Annotated in this window: 1 protein-coding gene; it reads right to left on the bottom strand. The window is 77.1% G+C overall.

Annotation, left to right across the window (positions count from 1 at the left end; all coding sequences use genetic code 11):
• On the bottom strand, window positions 1–537 hold a 537-nt coding region (locus KS423_RS46995; protein ID WP_224285715.1), incomplete at both ends, for an FUSC family protein.

The following is a 537-nucleotide window of genomic DNA, read 5'->3' as shown; positions in this document are numbered from 1 at the left end:
CCCGGTGGCCGGCGGCCGCGGCTCCGGCCAGGGCGCGGGTCAGCCGGGCGGCGGTGCGGCGGTTGGTGACCAGCAGGCAGGCCGCGAGGCCGGTGAGCGCGCCGACGCAGGTGTCCAGCCAACGGTCGGCAACCAGCGCCCGGGCCGGCTGCGCGCCCGCGAACTCCGTCATCAGCAGCGCCAGCGGGGTGACGAAGACCGTCGCCAGCCAGTAGCTGCGGGCGATCGTCGCCTCCGCGCCGAACTGGCAGATCAGCCCGAGCCCGATCAGTGCCACCGGGCCCGAGTGCGCGAGCGGCAGCGCGGCGGTGAACAGCAGCAGGCCGAGCAGGTTGCCCAGCACCCGCTGCAGCGCGCGCTGCCAGGACAGGGTGCTGTTGGCCTGGAACACCGAGGCCGCCGTGACCACCGCCCAGTACGGTCGGCCGCCGCCGAGCGCCAACGAGAGCCACCCGGCGGCGGCGCAGCCGACCGCGACCCGCAGCGCGATCGGCAGCAGTGCCGAGCCGGGCCGCAGCGCCTGCCGGAACGGCGGCC

The organism is Streptomyces sp. LS1784 (assembly GCF_020103755.1).
Classification (GTDB): domain Bacteria; phylum Actinomycetota; class Actinomycetes; order Streptomycetales; family Streptomycetaceae; genus Kitasatospora.
This window is presented reverse-complemented; position numbering and strand designations above follow the sequence as displayed.